29 protein-coding genes and 1 tRNA gene are annotated in these 23,717 nt (G+C 31.9%); 13 read left to right on the top strand and 17 right to left on the bottom strand.

The genetic code is table 11. The features are described 5' to 3' along the window. Positions 1-112: 112 nt before the first annotated feature. Positions 113-670 carry a photosystem I assembly protein Ycf4 gene (locus HA151_RS06520; protein WP_209106678.1) on the bottom strand — a complete coding sequence of 186 codons (558 nt, stop codon included), beginning with the start codon at positions 668-670 and terminating at the stop codon, positions 113-115. Positions 671-852: 182 nt separating this feature from the next. Here HA151_RS06520 and psbD point away from each other — a divergent pair, with 182 nt between their 5' ends. Continuing rightward, on the top strand, positions 853-1,929 hold the full coding sequence (gene psbD / locus HA151_RS06525; protein ID WP_002807316.1) for a photosystem II D2 protein (photosystem q(a) protein): 1,077 nt from the start codon (positions 853-855) through the stop codon (positions 1,927-1,929). Then, complete coding sequence (gene psbC, locus HA151_RS06530; protein WP_209106679.1) at positions 1,913-3,295, top strand: photosystem II reaction center protein CP43; 1,383 nt, start codon at positions 1,913-1,915, stop codon at positions 3,293-3,295. The genes psbD and psbC overlap by 17 nt, the downstream gene beginning before the upstream one ends. A 48-nt stretch (positions 3,296-3,343) precedes the next feature. Here psbC and HA151_RS06535 read toward each other — a convergent pair whose 3' ends face one another. Next, positions 3,344-3,964, bottom strand: coding sequence for a nucleoside triphosphate pyrophosphatase (locus tag HA151_RS06535; RefSeq protein ID WP_209106680.1), 621 nt, complete (start codon positions 3,962-3,964; stop codon positions 3,344-3,346). A gap of 66 nt (positions 3,965-4,030) precedes the next feature. Between HA151_RS06535 and HA151_RS06540 the strand changes: the two genes are divergently transcribed. Beyond that, positions 4,031-5,560, top strand: a complete 1,530-nt coding sequence (locus tag HA151_RS06540) for a cobyric acid synthase (protein ID WP_209106681.1) — start codon at positions 4,031-4,033, stop codon at positions 5,558-5,560. A 4-nt stretch (positions 5,561-5,564) separates the two neighbouring features. Then, on the top strand, positions 5,565-5,807 hold the full coding sequence (locus HA151_RS06545; RefSeq protein ID WP_209106682.1) for a 2Fe-2S iron-sulfur cluster-binding protein: 243 nt from the start codon (positions 5,565-5,567) through the stop codon (positions 5,805-5,807). Positions 5,808-6,389: 582 nt separating this feature from the next. Here the strand turns inward: HA151_RS06545 and HA151_RS06550 are convergent. From HA151_RS06550 to HA151_RS06565, 4 genes are all read right to left on the bottom strand, one after another. Beyond that, positions 6,390-7,115 (bottom strand): hypothetical protein, encoded by a 726-nt coding sequence (locus tag HA151_RS06550; RefSeq protein WP_209106683.1) that lies wholly within the window; start codon positions 7,113-7,115, stop codon positions 6,390-6,392. 262 nt (positions 7,116-7,377) lie between these two features. Then, the gene (locus tag HA151_RS06555; RefSeq protein ID WP_209106684.1) at positions 7,378-7,695 is read right to left on the bottom strand and encodes a hypothetical protein; all 318 of its coding nucleotides are present in this window, start codon (positions 7,693-7,695) and stop codon (positions 7,378-7,380) included. Positions 7,696-7,720: 25 nt separating this feature from the next. Then, positions 7,721-7,805: transfer RNA gene (locus tag HA151_RS06560), tRNA-Ser, on the bottom strand. 60 nt (positions 7,806-7,865) lie between these two features. Next, complete coding sequence (locus tag HA151_RS06565; protein ID WP_209106685.1) at positions 7,866-8,885, bottom strand: extracellular solute-binding protein; 1,020 nt, start codon at positions 8,883-8,885, stop codon at positions 7,866-7,868. 102 nt (positions 8,886-8,987) lie between these two features. Here HA151_RS06565 and HA151_RS06570 point away from each other — a divergent pair, with 102 nt between their 5' ends. Both HA151_RS06570 and HA151_RS06575 read left to right on the top strand, forming a co-directional pair. After that, positions 8,988-9,653: a Fe2+-dependent dioxygenase gene (locus tag HA151_RS06570; protein ID WP_209106686.1), complete on the top strand. Its 666-nt coding sequence runs from the start codon at positions 8,988-8,990 to the stop codon at positions 9,651-9,653. Positions 9,654-9,732: 79 nt separating this feature from the next. Next, positions 9,733-9,972 carry a hypothetical protein gene (locus tag HA151_RS06575; protein WP_209106687.1) on the top strand — a complete coding sequence of 80 codons (240 nt, stop codon included), beginning with the start codon at positions 9,733-9,735 and terminating at the stop codon, positions 9,970-9,972. Between the two features lie 77 nt (positions 9,973-10,049). On the opposite strand, the gene HA151_RS06580 is transcribed toward HA151_RS06575, so the two are convergent. From HA151_RS06580 to HA151_RS06600, 5 genes are all read right to left on the bottom strand, one after another. Next, positions 10,050-11,336: a porin gene (locus HA151_RS06580; protein WP_209106688.1), complete on the bottom strand. Its 1,287-nt coding sequence runs from the start codon at positions 11,334-11,336 to the stop codon at positions 10,050-10,052. Positions 11,337-11,497: 161 nt separating this feature from the next. After that, complete coding sequence (gene glyQ / locus HA151_RS06585) at positions 11,498-12,367, bottom strand: glycine--tRNA ligase subunit alpha (RefSeq protein ID WP_209106689.1); 870 nt, start codon at positions 12,365-12,367, stop codon at positions 11,498-11,500. Between the two features lie 161 nt (positions 12,368-12,528). After that, positions 12,529-12,915: a DUF1824 family protein gene (locus tag HA151_RS06590; protein ID WP_209106690.1), complete on the bottom strand. Its 387-nt coding sequence runs from the start codon at positions 12,913-12,915 to the stop codon at positions 12,529-12,531. A gap of 22 nt (positions 12,916-12,937) precedes the next feature. After that, the gene (locus HA151_RS06595; protein ID WP_209106691.1) at positions 12,938-13,270 is read right to left on the bottom strand and encodes a phenylpyruvate tautomerase MIF-related protein; all 333 of its coding nucleotides are present in this window, start codon (positions 13,268-13,270) and stop codon (positions 12,938-12,940) included. A gap of 2 nt (positions 13,271-13,272) precedes the next feature. Next, on the bottom strand, positions 13,273-13,443 hold the full coding sequence (locus HA151_RS06600; protein ID WP_209106692.1) for a hypothetical protein: 171 nt from the start codon (positions 13,441-13,443) through the stop codon (positions 13,273-13,275). A gap of 150 nt (positions 13,444-13,593) precedes the next feature. Here HA151_RS06600 and HA151_RS06605 point away from each other — a divergent pair, with 150 nt between their 5' ends. Then, complete coding sequence (locus tag HA151_RS06605) at positions 13,594-14,232, top strand: methyltransferase domain-containing protein (protein WP_209106693.1); 639 nt, start codon at positions 13,594-13,596, stop codon at positions 14,230-14,232. 101 nt (positions 14,233-14,333) lie between these two features. Next, on the top strand, positions 14,334-14,579 hold the full coding sequence (locus HA151_RS06610; protein WP_209106694.1) for a hypothetical protein: 246 nt from the start codon (positions 14,334-14,336) through the stop codon (positions 14,577-14,579). 6 nt (positions 14,580-14,585) lie between these two features. Here the strand turns inward: HA151_RS06610 and HA151_RS06615 are convergent, their stop codons facing one another. The 3 genes from HA151_RS06615 to fldA all read right to left on the bottom strand — a co-directional run bounded on the left by HA151_RS06615 (position 14,586) and on the right by fldA (position 17,041). After that, positions 14,586-15,239: a DUF3386 domain-containing protein gene (locus HA151_RS06615; protein ID WP_209106695.1), complete on the bottom strand. Its 654-nt coding sequence runs from the start codon at positions 15,237-15,239 to the stop codon at positions 14,586-14,588. Between the two features lie 76 nt (positions 15,240-15,315). Further along, positions 15,316-16,374, bottom strand: a complete 1,059-nt coding sequence (locus HA151_RS06620; RefSeq protein ID WP_025956826.1) for a chlorophyll a/b binding light-harvesting protein — start codon at positions 16,372-16,374, stop codon at positions 15,316-15,318. A 142-nt stretch (positions 16,375-16,516) separates the two neighbouring features. Beyond that, entirely contained in the window at positions 16,517-17,041 is a 525-nt protein-coding gene (gene fldA, locus HA151_RS06625; RefSeq protein WP_209106696.1) for a flavodoxin FldA, read from the bottom strand. Between the two features lie 132 nt (positions 17,042-17,173). Between fldA and HA151_RS06630 the strand changes: the two genes are divergently transcribed. The 5 genes from HA151_RS06630 (at position 17,174) to HA151_RS06650 (ending at position 19,811) form a co-directional block, all read left to right on the top strand. Next, positions 17,174-17,908 carry an AhpC/TSA family protein gene (locus HA151_RS06630; protein ID WP_209106697.1) on the top strand — a complete coding sequence of 245 codons (735 nt, stop codon included), beginning with the start codon at positions 17,174-17,176 and terminating at the stop codon, positions 17,906-17,908. Between the two features lie 14 nt (positions 17,909-17,922). Continuing rightward, positions 17,923-18,189, top strand: a complete 267-nt coding sequence (locus HA151_RS06635) for a SemiSWEET family sugar transporter (RefSeq protein WP_209106698.1) — start codon at positions 17,923-17,925, stop codon at positions 18,187-18,189. Between the two features lie 77 nt (positions 18,190-18,266). Beyond that, positions 18,267-18,491, top strand: a complete 225-nt coding sequence (locus HA151_RS06640) for a hypothetical protein (protein ID WP_209106699.1) — start codon at positions 18,267-18,269, stop codon at positions 18,489-18,491. A gap of 199 nt (positions 18,492-18,690) precedes the next feature. Beyond that, complete coding sequence (locus HA151_RS06645; RefSeq protein ID WP_209106700.1) at positions 18,691-19,476, top strand: AEC family transporter; 786 nt, start codon at positions 18,691-18,693, stop codon at positions 19,474-19,476. A gap of 83 nt (positions 19,477-19,559) precedes the next feature. Continuing rightward, on the top strand, positions 19,560-19,811 hold the full coding sequence (locus tag HA151_RS06650; protein ID WP_209106701.1) for a CopG family transcriptional regulator: 252 nt from the start codon (positions 19,560-19,562) through the stop codon (positions 19,809-19,811). On the opposite strand, the gene HA151_RS06655 is transcribed toward HA151_RS06650, so the two are convergent. The 3 genes from HA151_RS06655 to HA151_RS06665 are packed head-to-tail and all read right to left on the bottom strand — an operon-like array spanning position 19,808 to position 23,675. Further along, entirely contained in the window at positions 19,808-21,613 is a 1,806-nt protein-coding gene (locus HA151_RS06655) for an ArnT family glycosyltransferase (protein ID WP_209106702.1), read from the bottom strand. The two genes, HA151_RS06650 and HA151_RS06655, sit on opposite strands and share 4 nt — an antisense overlap. 18 nt (positions 21,614-21,631) lie before the next feature. Then, positions 21,632-22,705, bottom strand: a complete 1,074-nt coding sequence (locus tag HA151_RS06660; RefSeq protein ID WP_209106703.1) for a glycosyltransferase family 4 protein — start codon at positions 22,703-22,705, stop codon at positions 21,632-21,634. Between the two features lie 28 nt (positions 22,706-22,733). Beyond that, on the bottom strand, positions 22,734-23,675 hold the full coding sequence (locus HA151_RS06665) for a DMT family transporter (protein ID WP_209106704.1): 942 nt from the start codon (positions 23,673-23,675) through the stop codon (positions 22,734-22,736). Positions 23,676-23,717 lie beyond the last annotated feature (42 nt).

A 23,717-nucleotide genomic window follows, 5' to 3' on the forward strand; every position in this document is an offset into this window, starting at 1 on the left:
CACCTTAATTTAAGTTTTTGGCAGTAATAATTTGAATCAATCTTATTTTTAAAACTACATGCTGATATTAAAAATAAAACATTAATTAAAGATAATGCTTTTAATGGAAATTTTATTTTAAACCCTCCAAATTAACATTCAAAAATTTAGCTAGACGAGCTCCTTCTTCTTCAACTTGAAGTAGTGGTTTAAGTTCACCTGCTCCACTAAGGGGGAGAGGTTTTTTTCTACCTTTTAGTACTAATGCAATTCTCCTTCTAGGATTAAATCCCTCACTTATGTCCAACTTAACTGATTTAATTTCATCGAAATTTAATTTAACTTCAATGTCTTTAAATAAACCTTTTCTTTTTATTTCTACAGATTTTGATGATTTATCAAAAGAATTACTTCCTGAACCAAAGTTTATGTAAACCAAATACCATAAGTAAAAATTCAATAAATTTGCAATTACTCCGTATGCTCCCATTATTATTCCTTGAGGTATAAACAATAAACTTGAAGGATTTCCTAAAGGTAAAAGATCCCTTCCTGTATAGCTAGATACAGAAGCCAAAAGGAATCCAATACCTCCTATAGTCAACATTCCTCCAATAATATAATTTGAAATTTTTCTTGATCCACCAATTTTTTGTTCGATTTTATCGAATGACGTGAGGTCTGAATTCATTTTTATCTTTTTTTAGAGCCTAATTCAGATAATTTAACAAACTAAGGGAGTATTCTTACCTAATTTTTAATAAAAAAGTCAGGAAAGCTTTACAAGGCATTTCAGATATACAAATATTTCCCCACATTACTCTCAATCTTTGTTACAGTCACTGCGTATCCCGAAGCTAAAAACGATTTCTCATGACGATCGCAGTTGGTAGCGCCCCACAAAGAGGATGGTTTGATGTCCTCGATGATTGGTTGAAGCGCGACCGCTTTGTATTTATTGGTTGGTCCGGACTACTTCTACTTCCTTGTGCATATCTTGCTATAGGTGGTTGGTTCGTCGGAACAACATTTGTTACCTCTTGGTACACACATGGAGTTGCAAGCTCATACCTTGAAGGTTGTAACTTTTTAACAGCAGCTGTAAGCACCCCTGGCGATGCCATGGGACACAGTCTTCTATTTTTATGGGGTCCTGAAGCCCAAGGTAGTTTCGTAAGATGGCTACAACTTGGTGGACTTTGGAACTTCGTTGCATTACATGGAGTATTTGGCCTAATTGGTTTTATGCTTCGTCAGTTTGAAATTGCTGGCCTTGTTGGAATTAGACCATACAACGCATTAGCATTCTCAGCAGTAATTGCAGTATTCACAAGTATTTTCCTTATTTATCCTTTAGGACAGCATAGTTGGTTTTTCGCACCTTCATTTGGTGTTGCAGCAATCTTCCGTTACATTCTGTTCATTCAAGGTTTTCACAATATCACTCTAAATCCGTTTCACATGATGGGTGTTGCTGGAATTCTTGGTGGTGCTCTACTTTGCGCTATCCATGGAGCTACAGTACAAAATACTTTGTATGAAGACACAAGTATTTATACAGATGGTAAGGTTCAAAGTTCAACATTTAGAGCTTTTGACCCAACTCAAGAAGAAGAAACTTATTCAATGATTACAGCAAATAGATTCTGGAGTCAAATCTTCGGTATTGCTTTCTCAAACAAGCGTTTCTTACATTTCTTGATGTTATTTGTACCTGTTATGGGTATGTGGACATCTTCAATTGGTATTGTTGGCTTAGCACTAAACTTAAGAGCTTATGATTTCGTAAGCCAAGAAATCCGTGCAGCAGAAGATCCAGAATTTGAAACTTTCTATACAAAAAATATACTTTTGAACGAAGGTATGCGAGCATGGATGTCTTCTGTGGATCAACCACACGAAAACTTTGTATTCCCTGAGGAGGTTCTTCCACGTGGAAACGCCCTTTAATAATTTATTAAGAGCTCCAAACCAAAGTATTGAGGAAACTGGCTATGCCTGGTATGTAGGTAACGCTAGATTAATCAATCTATCTGGACGTTTATTAGGAGCTCACATTGCTCACTCTGGACTAATTGTCTTTTGGGCGGGAGCAATGATGCTCTTTGAGGTTAATCATTTTACTTTTGATAAACCAATGTGGGAGCAAGGTCTTATCTGTATGCCACACGTTGCGATGTTTGGCTATGGCATTGGCCCTGGTGGTGAAGTTATAGATATCATGCCTTTCTTCCAGGCAGGCGTGGTTCATTTGATAGCTTCTGCTGTTCTTGGTTTTGGAGGTATTTACCATTCATTAGCAGGTCCAGAAAAACTTGAAGAGGATTTCCCATTTTTCTCAACTGATTGGAGAGATAAGAATCAAATGACAAATATCCTAGGATATCATTTGATTGTTTTAGGTGTAGGTGCATTAGCATGGTCAATAAACTGGTGTTTTATCGGCGGTGCATATGACACATGGGCGCCTGGTGGTGGTGAAGTTAGACTTGTTAATCCAACCCTAGATCCAAGAGTTATTCTTGGTTACCTATTCAGGTCTCCATGGGGAGGAGCCGGTTCAATAATTGGAGTTAACTCCATTGAAGACATTGTTGGTGGACATGTTTACGTGGGTGTAACTGCAATTATTGGAGGAATATTCCACATCTTTACCAAACCATTCGGATGGGCCAGAAGAGCATTTATTTGGAATGGTGAAGGACTATTAAGTTATGCGCTTGGTGGAATTTGTGTTGCAAGTTTTATTGCATCAACATTCATCTGGTTTAATAACACTGCTTACCCATCAGAATTTTATGGCCCAACAAATGCTGAAGCTTCGCAAGCACAAAGCTTTACTTTCCTTGTGAGAGACCAAAGAATTGGAGCTAACGTAGGTTCAACAATGGGACCAACTGGTTTAGGTAAGTATCTCATGAGATCTCCTACAGGTGAAATTATATTTGGTGGTGAAACAATGAGATTTTGGGATTTCAGAGGTCCATGGTTAGAGCCTTTAAGAGGTCCTAACGGATTAAGCCTTGAGAAAATTCAAAATGATATTCAGCCTTGGCAGGTAAGAAGAGCTGCTGAATATATGACTCATGCTCCTAACGCTTCTATCAACTCTGTTGGTGGAATTATTACAGAGCCTAATGCTGTTAACTTTGTTAATTTAAGACAATGGTTAGCTGCAGCTCAATTCTTCCTAGGATGGTTTACATTCATCGGTCACCTTTGGCATGCTGGACGTGCTAGAGCAGCCGCTGCTGGTTTCGAAAAAGGAATCGACAGAAAGAGTGAGCCAGCTCTAGAAATGCCAGATTTAGATTAATCTCTAATCCATAAAAAAAGCCCTATCAAAAGATAGGGTTTTTTTTTATCAATTTTCTAATTTATATAAATTTTTTCTGAGCCAAGGCAAACTTAACCCCATTACGTTACTGAAACATCCCTCTATTTTTTCTATATATTTTCCACCAATACCTTCAAGAGCAAATCCTCCGGCGCAATATAAAGGTTCATTTGTATCTATATAGCTATTTATTTCCCGATCTTCCAACTTAGAAAAATAAACTTTTGAACTTACCGTTTTTTTTATTATTTCAGTGATTTTTAAAAGATTTGAAGTTGAATCGAAGTTCCCAACTATAAGAGTATGACCTGTATGTAAATATCCAAATTCTCCAGACATTCTTTTCCATCTAAGTAATGCTTCTTCTTTATTAGATGGTTTTCCATAAGCTTCTCCTTTAAATTCAAAAATTGAATCGCATCCCAGGATTTCCAAAGAACCATATTTAAATTCTTCAGGCAATAATATTTTTTGAATATTTTCAGATAAAGTATAAGCCTTTTGAAAAGATAATTCTAAAGCCAACTTGTATATATTTCTTTCTTTAATTGAAGACTCATCAAAATTACTTGATATTTGAAAGAACTCAATTTGACAATTTTCAAGTAATTTCTTTCTAGATTGTGAAGCAGAGGCTAGAATTAACACAAATTTTTTATCAAATTATAATTCAATTTACTAATTAATAAATTTCAAAATTAATATAAATTACGAATGAATCTAGAAGCCAAATTAAACACAATAAAGAAACCAATAATGATTTTAGGAACATCCAGTGGAGCAGGTAAATCATTAACAGTTACGGCTATTTGCAGAATTCTTAAAAATTTGGGTGAAGATCCAATACCTTTTAAAGGACAAAATATGAGTAACAATGCTTGGGTTGATTGGAATGGGGGAGAGATGGCATATTCACAGGCCCTACAAGCTTTTGCTTGTGGTATAAATCCTTCTTCAGAGATGAATCCCATTTTATTAAAACCACAAGGCAACTCAATAAGCGAAGTGATTCATCTTGGCAAAAGTGTAGGAACAACAACCGCACAAAATTACTACAAAGACTGGTTTATTCCAGGATGGGAAGTAATTAAAAAAAGTTTAGCTTCAATTTATAAACAAACTCCAAATTGTCGATTAATTATTGAAGGAGCAGGTAGTCCAGTAGAAATGAATTTAATTCATAGAGATCTTACTAATTTAAGAATTGCTAAGTATTTAAAAGCGAATTGCATTTTAGTTACCGATATTGAAAGAGGGGGCGTTTTTGCTCAGATTATAGGAACACTAGAATTAATGGAACCTGAAGAAAGAAAACTCATTAAGGGAATAATTATAAATAGATTCAGAGGAGACCTTTCATTATTTGAAAAAGGGAAAAAATGGATTGAAGATAAGACTCAAATACCCGTTATTGGAATTATTCCATGGTTAAATGATTCTTTTCCGCCCGAAGACTCCCTAGATTTATTAGAAAAAAAATCACGTACCTCAAATCCAGAGATTAAAGTTGGGATCATAAAATTACCATCTATAAGCAACTTTTCAGATTTTGATCCTTTAGAAAATGAAAAATCAATATTAATCGAATGGGTACGAGAATCACAAAACTTAAAAAAATATGACTTTATTATTCTTCCAGGAAGTAAACAAACTATTAAAGATCAAATATTTCTTGAAAAGACTGGATTATCCCAGGATATAAGGAATTATTCAAAAAAAAGGGGGAATATTATTGGAATTTGCGGAGGTTTACAAATGTTAGGAACAACACTTGAAGATCCTTTTTTTAAAGAGGGTTCCAAAAGCTATTCTGAACAAAAAATTGAAGGGATTGGATTACTACCACTAAAAACCACTTTCTTTGAAAAAAAACTAACACGTCAAATTAAATCGGAATCTGTATGGCCATGCCGATCAAAAATTAATGGATTTGAAATTCATAATGGGCAAACTGAATTTGAAAACATGCAAAGTTCACTAAAGATAAACTCTATTTTCAAAGACTTACACCTTGGTTGGTACAAAGAGAACAAAGAAGGGGGTACTGTTGCGGGTACATACATCCATGGGATATTTGAAAATGATAAATGGAGAGATCAATACATAAATTTAATAAGAAGAAACAGAAATCTACCAATATTAAATGAAAAATCAATATCTTATAAAATCAAAAGGGATTCGATTATTAATAAACTTGCGAATGAGTTTCATAAACATTTAAATATCGGTTTTTTATTAAGTTAAAAAAATGAAAATTAAAATCAAATGGCCAAATAATCTTGAGACCTATGCTTTAGAAGGGGACGATTGGTTCTCTACAGCAAAAAAAGCAGGTTTAGAAATTCCTTCAGGCTGTTTGACTGGAAGTTGCGGCGCCTGTGAAATTGATGTAAATGGTAAGACGATAAGGGCTTGCATAAGTGATGTTAAAAGTAATAGAAAATGTGAGTTAAGTGTTTCTTTAACTACGGACCCCTTTTGGGAAACATAAATTTTCTAGAATTACAAATAAGATATTAATCATTGGATTTCTCTAAAGCAGCTTAAGCTTTCCCAATTATTAGAAAAAGCAAAAGATAATAAAAATATGAACCCAAAAATGAATTTATTAAAATTGCTCTTATTTTACTTTTGGAAAAGGCAATAAAATAACTACCTAAGAAAAAAGGTAAAATAGGGAAAGTTCTTATTAATAAAATATAGAGAGGTTTAAAAGAAACTTTTTCAAAAAATTTATATAGGTTATTATTTCTAGGATATTTAAAAAATAATTTGTTACTAGTAAGCTTAAAATTAATTTTCCTTAAAATCAAAATTTGAACTATTCCTAAAAATGTTAATAAAGGGGAAAAAAATAAAACATAATATAAACCAAAAAACTTTATTAATATAATGTCAAAAATAATTGCTAATGGTAAACCAAGAGATATAGAGATCAAATTCATCAATATCAAATATGTATATTGAAAATTACTTAATAAAGATTCAAAATCATAATTATATCTAAGTATTAATGCCACAATATAAACCCCTAAATATATGAAAAGGACCTTAATAATGATTGATTTAAAATTCAGATCTTTTCTATGCATATGAGATCAAATATTCCAAATTTATTATCAAAAAACATTCTTTCTAGTTTTCTAATTTTTTTTATAAAATTTTCACCAACTTTTGAATTATAACTATGTCCTCCACTCAACAAATAAGATAAAGGCATAATACTTTTCTTTTTGAGAAGAGAAAATTTAGGAAATAATTTTTTAAATTTTTTATGATCTCTTTGAAAAATTATCCATGAGAGTGCTTGATTTGAATCTAATAGTGGGTCATTTGATTCAAATTCCCAAGTTTTTTGTTTTGTATCAAATTTTTCATGTCCAACCAATTTATAAATCAATCTACTCCAAATATTATTGCTAGGTTCAATCATAATTATTCTTCCTCCTGAAACAAGAGATTTTTCTGCCGACCTTAAAAATAATTCAGGATTACTTATGTGATGAAAAACATTAACTAAAATCAAGTTTGATATTTTATTTTCAAATTTCAATCCTACCTCCATCGCATCTATTTTTAAGTCAGTGTTTGTATTTAAGAAAACATCTGATTTTTTTATGTTTTTAATTACTTTCTCTATAAAACTTGCACCGCACCCTAATTCAAGGTTCATGCCCTCTGAATTAGAAAGTTTTTGCGATATGAGTTGATACCACTCTTTGTAAAGAGCACCTAACGCTATATTTAGTTTCTCAAATCCAATTCTATTTTGAGTAAGCGCTTCACCTTTATTATTCATTTCAGTTTTTTTTAAATATTATCATAAGAAAAAATAGAAAAACTTATCTAAATATCAGTATTCAAAATGTTTTAAATTATCATTCACTTATGAAAACTTAAACACTAAAAATTTGGAGAGCTTAAACATTGAATTGAAGAGAAATTTTCAATTATAGCGTCGACAATGAATCATAAATCAACTCATAATTGAGAATCTCGTAACACATTCCAAAACACAAATCACCTAGGTAAAAACTATTTCTACAAAACATTTTGAAGAATTAATTAGTTAATTTACTCTTAGCAAATAAGCGCGATTGATCAACACCTTTTTTAACAAGTAATGGCGATCCAATTAATGCGCCAAGTGAAGCTAGATTTTCAACTGTCTCATCTTCGACATTTGGATTAACTATGGCAGATACAAATCCGATGCTGAATCCAATAACAAATGCTCCGCAAGTTTGATAAAGGAAAGGAGTAATTGTTCGTCTTGTAATCGCATAATAGATCCAGACGAATGGTATCCAATGAGCAAAAGCATACCCCCATCCTGTATCTTTTTGGCGATTAGACCAACCTTCTATCTTTGAAGTCATTTATCATTTGGGTAGATTTTTAATGCGGAGAGGGTGGGATTCGAACCCACGAATAGTTAACTATTAAACGATTTCGAGTCGTTCGCTTTCGACCACTCAGCCACCTCTCCATAATTCAAAAACTATGTGTAAATATATATAGGCAATCCTTACTTTAACTAATAGTTAGTTTAATCCCAACCAGCGTCTTTCATCATTTTAATTGCAAGTGAATTTTTTTCTCCAAGTTCTTCCATAGCAATGTTATCAGGTGTAAATTCTCCAAAGTTTTTTACTATTTGATTTTGATTAACTTCCTTCAAAGGATGTTCAAAAGTTGGAGCAGCTAAACCTGTACTTCCTGCTGGAGAGGCTAAGTATTCAAGCAACTTAATTGCTTCATTTTTATTTGTTGCATATTTCGCAATTCCACCCGCACTAATATTTATATGCGCAGGGTTAGGAGTAAGTACCTTTGTTTTTTTTGCATATAAAGCATCCCTTCTTCCATTTACCCCTGCTAACATTCTGGCAACATAGTAATGATTTACAATTCCCACACCACACTTTCTTTTAGAAACTGCTCTAACAATCGAAATATCTCCTGGGAAAAAAGGTTGTGAAACATTTGAAATCATCCCACTAAGCCAATTTTTTGTAGCTTCTTCACCCTTGTTAATTATTTGATTAGAGACTAACGATTGATTATAAGGACTTTTTCTATTCCTTAAACATACTTTTCCTTTTAGAGAAGGGTGTGCCAAATCAGTGTAATCATTAATTTTACTTACATCAACTACCTTTGGATTAGCAACCATAACTCTAACTCTTCTCGTTAAAGCGTACCATTTCTTATCGGGGTCTTTTAATCCATTTGGGACATTGTTTTCTAGGATAGGTGAATCAATGCTCTGAAGTAATCCTGCTTTTGCTGCATTAGTAATTCTAGCTGCATCAACTAACAAAATTAAATCAGCTTGGGAATTTTTGCCTTCCCTTTTCAACCTCTCTATCAAAGATATTCCAGCTGCTTCAATTAGTCGAACTTTAATACCAGTTTCTTCTGCAAAATTTTTATAAACACTCCTATCTGTATTGTAATGTCTACCTGAATAAACTTTAACTTCCTTTTGTGTTGAATTAACAGGTATATTGTTCAATAAAATAGAGCATGTTAATGCTGAATAGATGAACTTTTTAAGTTTTTGCAATTTTTCAAATTAGTATATATGGTTACTTTATACTTAATAATGCAGCAGGAATTTTAAAAGACATTTTCTATACCCCAATATGTATCATTTTTTATATTACATATGAATTATTTAAGTCACCAATTATTGAATACTGAAGAAATAAATTTGATAAGAAGAGAATTGGATAAATACAGTCAAGATTGGGAAGATGGGAAAAAGACTGCAGGAACTCATGCATCTAAAGTAAAGAATAATATGCAACTAAAGAGAGAATCGGAAATATCAAAAAAATTCACTAAATTCATAATCAATAAATTGAATGGAGATCAACTAATTAAAAGTTTTTCACTTACAAAAAAAATACATGGAACGATTTTTACAAAATCTAAAAAGGGAATGTACTATGGTCGACATGTAGATAATACTTTTATGTCTTCAGGTAGAGCTGATTTATCTTTTACAGTCTTTCTAAGTGATATCGATACATATGAAGGGGGAGAACTAATTATTGAAGATATTAATTCACAAAATAATTTCAAACTTAGTGCTGGTCAAATATTAATATACCCAAGCACTTATCTTCATTCAGTACAAGAGGTAACCAAAGGAGAAAGACTTGTACTAATTGGATGGATTGAAAGTTATGTTAAGAGTATTGAAGAAAGAGAATATTTGTTTGACCTCGATGCTGGTGCGAGAGGAATTTTAGCAAAAAATGGTAGATCAGATGAATTAGATCTTATTTTTAAATCTTATTCAAACCTTCTAAGAGTATTAGGAGACTAGGGAAGAATCATTTTATACATAAGATAGAAAAAATTTTTTTTTAAACCTAGAATAAAGAGTATTGTTTCTGAAATTTTCAATGCAAAAAAAAAGCTCAATAGCAATATTTTTAGCTGCTACAAGCGTCCTTACTATCTCATCTATTAAAAATACGGACCTAAAAGCTTCGGAGAATGATTTAGGTGGTTTAAAAGAATGGAACACTGATATGCCATTAGAGGCCGATTTTAAATTAGATGCTAGAGCTCAAGAATTGGCTGATGAAGCAAAAGAATCAAGTGTTTGCGTCCCCATTGGTGAAGGAGAAAATTGTTGGTAAATTACTAATTTAAAAGTAAAAAAAACACCCTATAAAGGGTGTTTTTTTTGTTAGCAATTTGTTAGTGAAACAATCAGTTAAAATTTGAATGTCGCAGTTGTGAGAACACCGAAGATGTCGTCTTGATCATCAGCCATTACGTCAGTTCCACCAAAAATTGCAGGTCTGATTTCCATTGAATCATTTGGTTTGAAGGCATAATATGCTTCCCAAATGAAGGGGTCAACTTCATTACCTTCAGCTCCTTCCAAAAATTCGGTAGCTTTAAGAGGTTGTGTGAATGCTAAACCGATTCTGTCATCAGGCTGGATTATATCTTTCCAAGTAAGTCCGATCATATAACTACTTGCCTGTTCGACGTTATTTGGTGCAACCACGTCTTCATAAGACTTACTGTCATAACCGACTGAGATTTCAGGTACTGAAGTTCCTGATTCTTCCGGCATCCAATAGGCTCTTAAAGAGTAACCTGTTCCGTCTGAAGCTACTTGTCTAGCTAATGTAGTAGCGTTATATGAGTGAGAAGTCCAGTTTTGAAAATCTGTTAGAAATGCTGAAACGTGCCATCTTTCAGCCGTATAAGCAATTTGTGTATCCCACTTTCTGACACTACTATCACCCAATAAACCACCTGCAGCGGCATCAGCATTCTTATCAACTAAATTGGTTGCAAATCCAAATCCAGAATCAGTCTCATACTTTAAACCAAAACCTACGTCGGTACTTGCTCCAAAGTTACTATTTCCGCCAAGTTTAAAGGATTTAAGTGCACCTGGTTTATAGATAGAAGGAGTGATATACATGTAGTAATTTTCAATCCTTGGGCCAGCGAAAGCTGTAATTTTATCACCTATAGGGAATGTATACCACATTTTATCAACCCTAAATTCATCTCCTGTGTCTTTGGTTTCTATATGGTAAGTAGATCTTTCATCCCATACATCACCATTGTCACCAGCTTTAAGACGTATATAAAGATTATCGTCACCTGTAAAACTTGTATTCAGGTTCATTGTGTATGTGTAACCAGTCTGTACAGTTTCAGACTCACCTATTTCATCAGCACCATCAACAGCTCCAATAAACATAACTGCTTTCCCGTCTAGGGTAGTAGTATCTGAAAAGCTGCCAGCCTCAAATTGATTTTGTTTTACCTCTAGGCCATTAATAAGTCCTTTAAGGCTTGTATTATCTTCACTAATTTTTGTAGTGAATGTTTTACTGTCAAGTCTTGAAGATTTTTTTTGGCTACGAGTGTAGCTATTCATTTCTTCAATATTGACAAATTCGGAAGCCTGAGCAGTAATTGGAGCTAACAAGCTCAAAGACGCCCCTGCTACCAACATTTGTTGGAAGAGTTTCATTTTACCTCACACTAAAATTACCCATCATTATGTGGGATACTTATACTGTATCTAAAGTGACAATTTAAAAAGATACTAAAAGTATCAAAGGGGTGTAACTATTTATACTTATAAAAGTATTTAAAAAAAATCCAATGCCTAAGAAAATCTTGAAAATAAATTTAATTTTTTGTTAAGGGATATCCTAAAAATTCTCTTTCCTCAATCCAAGATAATGCAACATCTCTTGCTAATTTTCGAATCTTCTCAATATATTGGGCACGATCTGTAACTGAAATAACTCCCCTCGCATCAAGCAAATTAAATACATGGCTACACTTCAGAACATAATCAAGGGCAGGGTAAGTTAATTTCTTTTCAATTAACATCCGTGACTCATCTTGGTAAATTTCAAATAATTTCCTGAGATTAACAGGACTTGATTCATTAAAATTATAAGAACATTGATTTTTTTCAAATTGGAGCCAAATATCACTGTATCTCAAACGATTGTTCCAATTTAAGTCCCAAATGCTTTCTTTATTCTGCAAGAACATAGCAATACGCTCTAATCCATATGTGATTTCAATTGGGATTGGACTACAATCTAAACCTCCACATTGTTGGAAATAAGTGAATTGGGTAACCTCCATTCCATCCAACCAAACTTCCCAACCTACGCCCCAAGCTCCAAGAGTTGGCGACTCCCAATTATCTTCAACAAATCTTATATCATGATTTATGGGATCTATTCCAAGAGATTCCAAGGATTTAAGATATTTTTCTTGAATCCCGTCAGGGGATGGTTTAATTATTACTTGATATTGAAAATAATGTTGAGCACGATTTGGATTATCACCAAATCTTCCGTCAGTGGGTCTTCTACATGGCTCAGCATATGCAACAGACCAAGGTTCCGGTCCAATAGCTCTCAGAAAAGTATGGGGATTCATTGTCCCAGCGCCTTTCTCTGTATCGTAAGGCTGCATAATTAAACAATCTTCTTCAGACCAAAAATTATTTAGATTTTTAATTATATTCTGAAAAAACATCAACTTTTAAAGAATGGAATAATTTTGATCAATGCCATTAAATATAATAACAAAGCTTAAAAAATAGAGAATATTTTCGACTCTAATTTCTGAAACTATTATCGGATAAAAAGGTGTAATAAAAATAAACCATAAATAAAAACATAATTTTGAAATTGATTTTATTTAAAGAAATCTAATGGCAATGGCCCAAAAGTATTAGATTCATCAGCATCTGAATCATACTGACATGTTATTAAAATTCCTTCACCAATACCATTTTCAGATCTAATAAAAACATTACCAGTTTTTTGATTACCTTTTAAAAAAACACTTCCTTCAGCATGAAGGGAGTCTAAATTTACAAATTTAATTGAGGAATATTTTTCAGTAATTAATTGCAATGCTTTAATAGCTTTATTATCACAAGATGCCATTATTCCGATTGTTATCCAATCAGCATTAAAAATATTTACTTCTAGTTCCTCTAATATTTTTTTTGATTGAATATTGTTTAATTGAGGAGCAGTTCTAAGAACGTTTAAATCGACTAACTTATTTATTTCCATTAAATTTTAAACTCAAGAATTCTTAACCAAAGGTTCTTCCATTCCAAGCCCACATTGAAGCAGGAAGATCAACAAAAGAAATATAAATCTTATCTATTGGAATTCCCATTTTCTCAAATACAAAATTAGATATTGGCTTTGCCATTTCCGAAGGATTTAAAGAACCTATTGACTTAATCTCTAAAAAACAACAAGGGCTCTCATCTTCGAAAAAGATTTCGGAATTATCATCTAATTTAGCCATAACAAATTTTTTTGATTTATTTGTTAAAGATGCAACTAATATTGAGATTTCATTCAGTAATTTTTTCTTATCCTCTATTTTTGCTGAAGTAGAAATGTTAATGTAAGGCATATTTATGCAGCTAAATTATCTTTTTGAAAATCATTTTGTAAATTAAAGGTTTTATTGCTTAAAACTTTTTTTGATGAAAGATATGTCATATCGTATTCACTTATTCCATTTTTATAAGGATTGAAAAGAGCATTTCTAGATCTACTTTTTTTGGGCCTTTTAAATTTAATCATTTTTAATTAAATTCTTAATTAATAATTTAACTTTTTTTTAATAGATGTCTAGTTTTTTTAAAAATCTTTAATTAATTCAAAAATTCATTCCTAAAACACAATATGAATATCTATTTATTAAATTTAAAGCACCTCATATTATTTTTAGTTTTGGAAGTTTTAAATAGTTATCAAAGAAAAAAACTTGATGAGAGCAATGATGAAGAATTTTATTCTGACCCAAAATTTGTCTATCACTTAGATGCAAACTTCAGACATTATCTTTCAAATGTTTATAAAAAAGAAATCTCAGATTATTCTACTGTCCTCGATTTAATGTCCAGCTGGGATAGTTATTTGCCTGAAGAGAAAAAATTTAAAAAGGTTATTGGGCATGGATTAAATAAACAAGAACTTGAGAAAAACAAAATTTTTGATACCTTTTGGATACAAAATTTCAATAAGAATCAAGAAATTCCCCTTGATAGTGAAAGTGTTGATTATTGTTTAATGGTTGCAGCTTGGCAATATTTGCAATTTCCAGAAAATTTAACTAGAGAAATAGTAAGAATTTTGACTAATGAGGGCAAATTTATAATAGCTTTTTCAAATAGGGCATTTTGGCATAAAGCACCTAATATTTGGACTACCTCTACTGAGGAAGAGAGAGTCAAATATGTAAGAAAAGTATTAATTACAAACGGATTTAATGAACCAAAAATTATTAAAAAATTCAATAAAACCTCATATAACCTGTTCAATTTTTTAAATAAAGATCCGTTTTTTTGCTTAATTGCGACTAAAGAGTAAATAATACATGGATTTACTAAATTTTAGACAAAATTATATGCCAAGGATCTATAGCCATACTTTTAATTTTTTACTAATATTGGATAGTTTAAATTAACAATATGGGCTCTAAAAGAGAAAAATATCCTGAAAAATGTCCTTGGGATCTAGGACCTAATCAGCATTTAGCAAAAGAAGAAAACTGGACTTTAAGATTAGGAGAGTCAAATGTATGTTTTAGCAAAAATAAACTAGACAATAATTATTTTCATGTAATTAGTAATGAAAATGAAGAACAAATTTTAGCTTTTAGAGCAAGACTCCTTTATCAAAAACTACTTGATAAAGGATTTAGATTGGTCGAATAAAAAAACTTATTTCAATAAACTTAAATCCTCGAAAATAAATTTTTGCGTTTCTTCTTCATTATTTTGATTTAAGTATTTTATTATCCTCGACTTTAAGATCCAATAATCTTCTTGACCTATATTTATAAATTCATCCTCATATTCTAATTTTTGTGATTTTGCCTTGAGTGTATCTGGATCAATCGATTGACTACTATATTTTTTACTAAGTGAACCCATTCCAGTATTGATGAATTCTGCAACAAATATTTCAATTATTGTTCCATGAATTTTTCTACGTACCATATTAATACATTCATTTTTAACTCTATATTTATCACCTTGATTCTTACCTGAAACAATCATTTCAATCCCACTTTCAGAATTTTTAAGTAAATTAAAATTATTTTCTGAGTGCACTGATTCAAATTCTCTCTTTACTCTGTGTATACACACTTCAAATAATTGAGAGGCAATACTTTTAACAACTTTCTCATCCTCTATTTGTTGAATATTTGGTTTAAAGTCTTTACCTAATACGAAGTCACCTTTATGAATAATATTATTAGTTAAGAAAATACATTTACCTTGGTAACCATGAAAATCATTCTTCCAGGTATAACGATTTTCATAAGCCTTTTTGAAAATCTCCTTGCAATTAATTTCCTTTAGATTATCCATTAATTTTTTGGATGCATAAAATAATTCTACAAAAAAAAACCCTCCTCATAGAGGAGAGGTTTTTTATTAAATTAAACTAGTTTTGAGTAATTTTTGTATTTTCAATATTGTCAAAAGCTTGACCAATTTTCTTAAAGTCAAATCCCATTGCTCTTAGTGCGTGCCAAAGATGACCTTGTAAGAAAAAGAAACCCAAATAAAAATGAGTATTAGCAAGCCAAGCTCTTGAGCTATACGCACCTGAACCTAAATCTACTGTATCAGTAAAATAAGGGGCGAATTCAAATTGAAGCTTTAAAGGTTCTCCATATAGATCAACTGGATATATGGTTGTATTTGAAGCACACCAAAAAGCAGCAACAAAAGCCATGTAAGAAACACCAACTACTGAATATGAAAGAATTGCCTCAGCACCAAGTAATCCTTTCCCTTTAAATTCTGTGTATTCTCCAAATTGTTTAGTACAAATATGGAAAACACCTCCTATTATTTCAAGGAAAGCTAGGAAAGCATGTCCTCCCATAACGTCTTCCAGACTATCTATTTTTAAAAAATCAAATTGATGATTCCAGATAGCAGCAATATCTAAATTGTAAATAACTTGTCTTGTAGATCCTATTGCTGGATCGTAAATTCCATGAATACGAGCCCATTCAACGAACATAATTGCTCCTAGCCCAAGAAAAATTAGATGATGACCAAGAATAAAAGTTAATTTATCTGGATCATCCCATTCGAAATCAAATTTTTGTGGCTTACTATTTTCTGGGTAGTCTCCAAGATCACCTGCAAATTTGTTGGAGTGTAATAACCCCCCAGCACCCAATACTGCTGAGAAAATTAGATGTAATGTGCAAATTACAACAATTCCATATGGTTCTGTGATAACACCATTTTCAACGCCCCCAATTCCAATACCCGCTAGGTGAGGCAAAACAATTGCTTTCTGTGCACCCATTGGAATACTGGCGTCGTAACGTGCCAATTCGAATAATCCAAAAGCTCCTGCCCAGAACATCATTAGCCCTGCATGGGCAGCATGAGCTGCTATGAATTTACCTGAACGGCCGACAACACCAGAATTCCCTGCGTACCAGTCATAGGTGACATCAGATTTTCCGTAAGTTTGTAACACTTGATTTAAGTAAACAGCAAATTGAGCATATTGCTAATTCAGTATGGTTTTTAAAAGTTCTTTACAGATTTAATTACTTATGTAAAAAAAACATATTTTGAAAGAACAAATGTTACAACTTAGGAAAGTGATATCTTCGAGCTTATGCCAATGAGGGGATTTCGCCCTTTAGCTGAGAAGCCCATGCTTCAAGACGGGAATCAGTCAAATCAGATTCACTATCCTCATCAAGAGGTAATCCACAAAAGCTTTCTCCAATAACGCTTTTAGACTCATCAAATGTATAAGTAGATTTATCTACATAACCGACCATCTCGGCACCTGCTTTAGTGAAGTAGCTATGAAGTTCTTCCATTGCATCACAATAATTTTCTGTATAGGTAGAAGAATCTCCTAAGCCAAAAATTGCAACTTTTTTTCCGGATAAACTTAGGTCACCGATATCCTCTAAAATTGAATCCCACGCAGTTCCTGATCTTTCTTCATCTGCTCCAGTATTCCAAGTAGGTATCCCACAGATGATGCCATCAAGACCTTCAAATTCCGATAGATCATCTACATCAGATACATCCTTAGGTGCTTCTGCTGAAGAGATAAAGTTGTGAAGGCGATCAGCTACGTCTTCAGTTTTTCCAGTTGTAGTTGCGTAATAAATTCCTACAGTCATAACTTCAAAATGTTTACCTTAAGATAATAAAATCTAAAAACATTAAATTAATTTCTTTAAAAACTTTTCCATGTAAAATTTTATACTAATTGAAGTAAGAAAAATTTTTTAAGAAAAAATCATTTAACTATCGTGACTGACAATTTTCAAAATGATATTAATAATCTTGTTGAAGAACTTAACTTTCAAGGGAGCAAAAAATTTAAATTAATTGTTTTGTTTGGTTTATTGGGAGATTTCGATAGTTTTGAATATGCAATAAATTTAAAAAATTATATTGATAATCATAAAGATAATACGCTAGATATTTTTGCCATTGCTATTGGCAACCATAATGGGAAACGAAAATTCTGCAAATATACTGGCTTCTGTGAAGAAAATTTAATAGTTGTTTCTGATAATCAAATCCATAATAATCTTAAAGTTTCAAAAGGTTTAGATATTGGTTTAGGAGGTTGGATAAATATGCTTTTGATGTTGACAGGCATAAATTCTTTTAAAACAATTAAAGAAGTTATTAGAGGTTACACAGGCGATCAAAAAGCAAAGCAAATCTATTCAGAATTTGATGAAATTGACATTTTAAAATTTCTAAAATTTTCAGGTAATTCTTTTAAACAGGTTTTCGGGTCTGGTTATTTGAGACCATTTGAATTGGCAACATTTAGATTAAGTAATATGAATGAAATAATCCTAAATTGGAGTGATTACATTCTTCATGAAAAATATCTTCCTCAAAGAGGAGCTTCCTTTTTATTAAATGATAAAAATCAAGTCATTTATAAATTTTTTTCAAATAATGTTCTTGGATATTCACCAAATATGAGAGATCCCCTAGGATTTTTATCTGATCAAATTAAAGAATAGTTTTTAAAACTTTTATGAATGTAGATATATTTGGATATTTTGCGGCGATCTTAACAACAGCTGCATTTTTACCTCAATTGGTAAAGACTATAAAAACAAAAAAAGCAGATGATGTTTCTTTGACGACTTTGATAATGTTTATTGTTGGAGTCTTTTCTTGGATAATTTACGGTTTTAAAATTTCATCTACACCAATATTGATTGCTAATTTGATTACCTTAATTTTAAACCTCCTAATATTGATATCGAAAGTATATTTTTCAAAGACTTTGAATAATTAATAATCATTTTAAAAGTATTATCTTTATAAAAATATTACTTAAAAGTTATTTATGATAGAAATAGATTCTTTTTGATCTTGAAAACTTCAAAATGCTGGGTTTGGTTTAAAGGTAGCCTTAATAATAATGGCTTTTGGAAGGAAGGTTTTACTTGTACTTTTGACGAAAAACCTGGTGTTTTGATAGAAAGTCCTGCTTATGTAACTTGTAGAGTTCCTAATTGGAGAGTTTTAACTAAAGAACCAGAAGATTTATATAAATCTCCTCTAATTCCTGAAGAAGCAATATGGAAAATAATTTAATTTTAAAGCGCATTAAAATTATTACTGTGCTTCGACAAGTTAATATTGCTTTATAAAACATTTAATTAATACCATCTACTCTCTATTTATTAATATTATCCCTTTATTAATTTTTGGATTTCTGCTTGGAAAAAAAAATCCAAAGATTTCAAAATATATTGCAAGACCTCTAATAAGATTTGGCATTCCATTAAGTGTTATGGGCCTTTTGTTAAAGGAGGGTATAGATATAAATCTTCTAAAAAGCGCATTTTTAGCATTCTCCCTAATTGGATTTTTAATAATCTTAATAAATATATCCCCAATTTTTAAAAATAGGCTTTCAAATTACACATTGCAGTTAGCAGGTCTAATAGGTAATACATCATTTCTTGGAATACCAATTGCAATCGCTCTTCTACCTTCGACAACTATTAACTTCACTATCGGATTTGACTTAGGGACAACACTATTTGCTTGGATATTTGGACCTTTTTTTCTTCAAGAAAAACCAGAAAAAAATAACATCCCAAATATCCAAGGCCTATTAAACGCATTAATAAATAGTCCTGCGTCAAGAGGTATCATTGGAGTTCTTGTAGCATATCTCATACATGTAGATGAGATATTAGGCAATTACCTTTGGATACCTGCAAGGATAGTTATCGCTTTAGCAATAATAATAGTGGGAACAAGGCTGGGAATAATTACAAATCAAAAGAGTAAAATTTTTGATCTTAATGAAGAAATTAAATATTCAATTTTTTTAAAGTTGTTTATTCTTCCTTTTATTGTTTTTTTGATAAGTAAATTATTGAATTTTGACTTCTATCAGTCATCAGCAGTAATACTTCAAGCAGGAACCCCAACTGCAATATCAACAATATTAATGGCAGAGGCTTATAACGTGAAGCAAGAAATAGCGTCGAAAATTCTTTTTACTACAACTTTAATTTCAATAGTTACAATTCCTCTTTTAAAAATTCTTATGAATGCATTAAGCTAGGAAGCTTAAGAAGATGGAGCATGAATAATGAATTATGTAAAGAAAATGTCCTGATAAATACATAATGTCTTAATATTTAGGTTATGAAGTCAGCGAACCCTGAAAATGAATATATCCCTTTAGATCTTAGGATTTCTGTGAGAAGGGATACTCTAAGGCTAATCTCAGAGATGGCTGAAGATATGGGAATAAGTATTAATGAAGTTTTCAGTTTTTTGGCCGAAGATTCTGTAATAGATCTTGAATTACTCGAAGATTTGAATGAAATTGAAATCCCCACTCAGTGCAGCCTTGATGATCTTAAAAACGCACTTCTTAAAAGGAAGCTTTGTTAAAATTTTTCAACTTTTCTATTTTTCCAGTCAGATTTATAACCGCTATTAACTAAAAATTCCGAATACTTATTCAAATCACTTTTCTGAATTCGCCATAAATTATAAATCCCATATTCACCCAATTTTTGATGATTTATATTTGACCAATGAAGTTTGTTTGATGAGTAATCATCTATTACGACTAATAAAGATTTGAATTCATAATCAGGTTTATCCTCATAATTTTTTCTTCTATCATTAAATAATCTCTCTGATAGATTAATTAATCCCTCTTCGGTATTTGGTTCATAAAAAACTATTTGTCTCGAATAATAATGTAAAGAAGGTTTTCTTATCCCTATCATTGCCAAAGTTTCCTCCCCTTCACGAATATCTAAAATTAATTTTGAGATATTTCTCAAAGGTAATTGCCTAGAAGTATCTGCTAATTTTCTTATCGGCGACATAATAAAAGGTTGTCCAAATAATAGTAAAATTTGAAGATAAAGAAATATATTTTTGGATTTAAAAGATAATAAAATTATTGCAAGAAGTGTAAATAAAGAGAAAAACAATTTCGCTTTAAAAACTATCCCAGAACTTATTAATTCAGATCCAAGATTAGGCATTTCAGGATCATTTATTGAACTTAACCAAATATTTGAGAAAAAGAATGCTATCGTGATTCCAAAAAAAATTAAAATATTAAAAATCCATAAATTTAAATAATTTTTATTTGATTTTTTTAAGTTTATAAAGCTATTACTTATTAAGATTGACGCTGCTGGAATTGCTGGCAACCAATAGCTTGGAAGTTTTGTTGCAGAAATACTAAAGAAAATTAAAACTGTAGACAACCAACAAAGAGAATATGTATGAAGGGTTTCACTGACATTGCAAATGTCTTTCGAACTTTTCAAGAAATCCCTAAAAGCTTTAAATATCCCGTGATACAAAAAAGGAGTAAATGGTAATGAAGCAAATATCATTATGTACAGAAAAAACCAGAATGGTTCTGCATGATTATTTACAACTGATGTATATCTTTGGAAATTATGATAGCCAAAAAAATTATCCCAAAAAGGCTTCCCCTCTTTTATGAGTTCTAAGATGTACCATGGAATACTTATTAGAATTGTTATTAGAAAACCTTTCTTAGGGTTTATCTTGAAGAACAACGTTTTCCAATCCTTCTGAGTTATTAAGAAAGAGGTAATAGTTAATAATGCCAAAACAAATGCAACAGGTCCTTTAGTTAAAATTGCAAACCCTAAAAATACCCACGCAGAAATGCATTGATCATTATTTGGAGATGCCATTCTTCTCCAAAATAAGAGTAGGCTAATCCCTAATGTTCCAGTTAATAGAGCATCACTAACGGCAGTTCTACTCCAGATAATTATGAATGGAGACAGTGCAAATCCTAATGATGCAACTATAGGAGTATGAAATTGCCTATTACCCTTTTGTGGCCAACAAAACAAAGTGTCTCCAATCATTAACATTAAAAATAATGAGGCCAAAGCTGAAGGGAGTCTTGCTGAGAGCGTCCCGAAACTATCCCAAATATCGTTTTTCGGTAATGAGTAAAAAAAACCCATTAACCAATATATGAGTGGAGGTTTATCAAAACGGAATATTCCATTAACTTTTGGGGTTAACCAATCACCAGATTCACTCATTGCCCTTCCAGCAGCGGCAAATAAAGGGGGAGTTTCATCAACCAGTCCTGTACTCCCTAAACCTAAGAAAAATATTATGATCCCACAAACCAAAACTATTAGTAAGGTTATGAGCCTTTTTTTTGAGTTATTAAGAATCATTTAATAATATCTATTTTCTTAATATTCGTTCATTACCTCATTAAGCCAGTTTACAACCTTGTTTGCAAATATATTCGTGGACGCATTTTTTTCTACCCATTCTCTACATTTCTTGCGCTCTATTTTTTCAATAATCTCTACATAAGAAAGCATATTTTTTTTATCATCAGGGTCAACTAAATACCCTGTTTGCCCATGCTGAATAATTTCACTAGGGCCTCCCCTTTTATAAGCTATGACTGGCACCCCACAAGCCAAGGCTTCAACCACTACGTTTCCATATGCTTCATTCCACTTCGGAGTATTTAACAACACTCTGCATTTGCCGAGTTCTTTTTGTAATTCATTAGTTGATAAAAAACCCATCCAATCTATAGTGCCTTGAGGATAAGAATTTTCTATCTTTGAGGCATATGTCTCATCTTCTTTAACTCCCCAAACTTTAAGCTTTTCGCCAAGTTTATTAGCAACATAAACAGCATCCTCTAAACCTTTCTCAGGAGCTACTCTCCCAACCCACGCCAAAGGTCCTTTCACTGAATCTTGAAAAGTATAATTATCCAATTCAAATCCATTCCCAATAATTATTGGTTTCTTTATAAATGGATAATCATTAGCTTGTATTTTTGAATGAAAAGCAAAATTAACTGGGCGTTTAGCATATACTTTTGAGATTAAATTACTTATTACCGAACTTTCGTCGCCCATACTAATTATGTGTGCAATTGGCATCTCTACATTAAGTGTCATCCAGATAGGCAGCCAATCATAAGACATGTTCAATAATACATCTGCTTTTTTTACGATTTCTAGCCCTTTTTCCAGCAATCCTGCGAGAAGTGAATTATCTGGGATGCTTATAGGAGAATTATAATCTTGATGCTGCCAACTAATTTGATCTTCACCTTCTACAAAATGTAATTTTGCTTTTTCATTAATTAAATTTAATTTAGAATTTTTAGGAGCAATGACCTCTACCGAATGACCTAAAGAAAGCAATCCTGATACTAAAGAATTTAATGTTAATTCGACTCCTCCACCTTTTCCACTTCCTATGAAACCTATTGGAGTACTTATTAAAACTATTCGCATTATTTAACTTTTCACACCAAGACCCTAATTAAATATTAGTATCTGTAAGTTTATTTTCCCATAAATTCCTTCTTTGGCTAACAAAAAATACCGAGATAAGCACAAAAACTACACCTATCCATTGAACAATAGTCAATCTTTCATCTAACCAAATACCTCCACTTAGAAGAGCGAATACAGGAGTTAAAAAAGCAAGAGTACTAAATCCAGTTATTTCTTTATTATTAGCAAAATAGAAAAACAATCCATAAGCTATTGCGCCTCCGAAAATACTTGCAAATGACATTAATCCCCAATCAAAAATTGACCAATCTGGAATTAATTGAAAATTTGATTGTAAGCAATGCTTAACAATTAGGGGCATACTCCCAAAAACCATATGCCATCCTGTAACTGCAACTGGATCACTTTTAGTACAGGTAAATCTAATTAAAATGGTTCCTAGCGCCATAGCAAGCGAAGCGGCAAGCATCCAGAGCTCTCCAAAGTTAAAACTCACATTAGTCATTGCCTCATTAGACATTAACCACCAATTTTCTAGAAATTCTTGCGGAACACCTAAAAATACTATTCCTCCCAACCCAAAAAGTAAGCCTAACCACCCTATTGGGTTAATTAAATTTCCAAAAATTGCCCTTGCTAAAATAGCTACCAAAAGGGGTTGAGAATCAATCAATACAGAGCCAAGACCTGCTCCAGTTTTTTCAATTCCATAGGTTAAGAATAACTGAAAAAAAGTAGCGTCCACAATTGTAAAAACAAAAAACCACTTCCAATCGCACTTATAAATTTTTAGATCTCTTTTAAACAAATATGTTGTAATTAGAACAAGAATTCCTGCAGGAAGTAATCTTAAAGAAGCCACAAACTCTGGACCAGCACTAGATACTAAGGGAGTCATAGCCGCCATTGAAGTTCCCCAAAGTGCAAAAGGGAGTATCATTAAAAACCAATTTAGGATTGAATTCATTAGGTCTGCTGATAATCTTTTTAAAGTAGTTTTATGTATTTA

The sequence above is a fragment of the Prochlorococcus marinus XMU1419 genome (genome assembly GCF_017695955.1).
Taxonomy (GTDB): domain Bacteria; phylum Cyanobacteriota; class Cyanobacteriia; order PCC-6307; family Cyanobiaceae; genus Prochlorococcus_A; species Prochlorococcus_A marinus_AD.

Bases quoted from the DNA above. Each gene is read 5' to 3' on its own strand.
- HA151_RS06570 (WP_209106686.1), top strand. From the start codon at position 8,988: ATGAATTATTTAAGTCACCAATTATTGAATACTGAAGAAATAAATTTG.
- HA151_RS06645 (WP_209106700.1), top strand. From the start codon at position 18,691: ATGGGCCTTTTGTTAAAGGAGGGTATAGATATAAATCTTCTAAAAAGC.
- HA151_RS06600 (WP_209106692.1), bottom strand. From the start codon at position 13,443: ATGATTAAATTTAAAAGGCCCAAAAAAAGTAGATCTAGAAATGCTCTT.
- HA151_RS06550 (WP_209106683.1), bottom strand. From the start codon at position 7,115: ATGAATAATAAAGGTGAAGCGCTTACTCAAAATAGAATTGGATTTGAG.
- HA151_RS06655 (WP_209106702.1), bottom strand. From the start codon at position 21,613: ATGATTCTTAATAACTCAAAAAAAAGGCTCATAACCTTACTAATAGTT.
- glyQ (WP_209106689.1), bottom strand. From the start codon at position 12,367: ATGTTTTTTCAGAATATAATTAAAAATCTAAATAATTTTTGGTCTGAA.
- HA151_RS06615 (WP_209106695.1), bottom strand. From the start codon at position 15,239: ATGGATAATCTAAAGGAAATTAATTGCAAGGAGATTTTCAAAAAGGCT.
- HA151_RS06520 (WP_209106678.1), bottom strand. From the start codon at position 670: ATGAATTCAGACCTCACGTCATTCGATAAAATCGAACAAAAAATTGGT.
- HA151_RS06595 (WP_209106691.1), bottom strand. From the start codon at position 13,270: ATGCCTTACATTAACATTTCTACTTCAGCAAAAATAGAGGATAAGAAA.
- HA151_RS06590 (WP_209106690.1), bottom strand. From the start codon at position 12,915: ATGGAAATAAATAAGTTAGTCGATTTAAACGTTCTTAGAACTGCTCCT.
- HA151_RS06555 (WP_209106684.1), bottom strand. From the start codon at position 7,695: ATGACTTCAAAGATAGAAGGTTGGTCTAATCGCCAAAAAGATACAGGA.
- HA151_RS06540 (WP_209106681.1), top strand. From the start codon at position 4,031: ATGAATCTAGAAGCCAAATTAAACACAATAAAGAAACCAATAATGATT.
- HA151_RS06580 (WP_209106688.1), bottom strand. From the start codon at position 11,336: ATGAAACTCTTCCAACAAATGTTGGTAGCAGGGGCGTCTTTGAGCTTG.
- fldA (WP_209106696.1), bottom strand. From the start codon at position 17,041: ATGACTGTAGGAATTTATTACGCAACTACAACTGGAAAAACTGAAGAC.
- HA151_RS06650 (WP_209106701.1), top strand. From the start codon at position 19,560: ATGAAGTCAGCGAACCCTGAAAATGAATATATCCCTTTAGATCTTAGG.
- psbD (WP_002807316.1), top strand. From the start codon at position 853: ATGACGATCGCAGTTGGTAGCGCCCCACAAAGAGGATGGTTTGATGTC.
- HA151_RS06665 (WP_209106704.1), bottom strand. From the start codon at position 23,675: ATGAATTCAATCCTAAATTGGTTTTTAATGATACTCCCTTTTGCACTT.
- HA151_RS06635 (WP_209106698.1), top strand. From the start codon at position 17,923: ATGAATGTAGATATATTTGGATATTTTGCGGCGATCTTAACAACAGCT.
- HA151_RS06545 (WP_209106682.1), top strand. From the start codon at position 5,565: ATGAAAATTAAAATCAAATGGCCAAATAATCTTGAGACCTATGCTTTA.
- HA151_RS06575 (WP_209106687.1), top strand. From the start codon at position 9,733: ATGCAAAAAAAAAGCTCAATAGCAATATTTTTAGCTGCTACAAGCGTC.
- HA151_RS06610 (WP_209106694.1), top strand. From the start codon at position 14,334: ATGGGCTCTAAAAGAGAAAAATATCCTGAAAAATGTCCTTGGGATCTA.
- HA151_RS06660 (WP_209106703.1), bottom strand. From the start codon at position 22,705: ATGCGAATAGTTTTAATAAGTACTCCAATAGGTTTCATAGGAAGTGGA.